Raw genomic sequence first — 371 nt, 5'->3', positions numbered from 1 at the left:
GTCCCAGCGGGACAGCCGATGCCAGCGAATCAACATGCGCAAGCGCCTGCTCCGATTCAACCGCCCGCCGGTCACTGTAGTCACTGAACCGCCCGGCGCGCTGCTCCTGGCGATCAAACAGGGTGCTGTCCTCGTCCTCGATATCACCGGCGAGGGAAAGCAGGACATCCTCCCGCCCCGGCGTCCAGGCTGGCGCCACAAAAAGTTCCTGTTTGGGCGCCCAGCGAAAGCCTGCTTTGTTGATCAGGGAATACGTTTCTTCATCGAGCCGTAATGATGCGTAAAGTCGCAATTTATTATCATCTGGTGAATAGGTTGCCCGGTAAGTCTGGCTGACGGTATTTTCCGTCATGATCTGTGCGGTAGTCGGT

The 371-nt window shown here is 57.7% G+C and carries 1 pseudogene; it reads right to left on the bottom strand.

Annotated features, from left to right (window positions below):
- Positions 1–371 (bottom strand): annotated as a pseudogene (locus HMPREF9538_RS30880) (DUF3560 domain-containing protein); the annotation flags it as partial.

The sequence above is a fragment of the Klebsiella sp. MS 92-3 genome, assembly GCF_000195655.1.
Lineage (GTDB): Bacteria > Pseudomonadota > Gammaproteobacteria > Enterobacterales > Enterobacteriaceae > Klebsiella > Klebsiella pneumoniae.
This window is presented reverse-complemented; position numbering and strand designations above follow the sequence as displayed.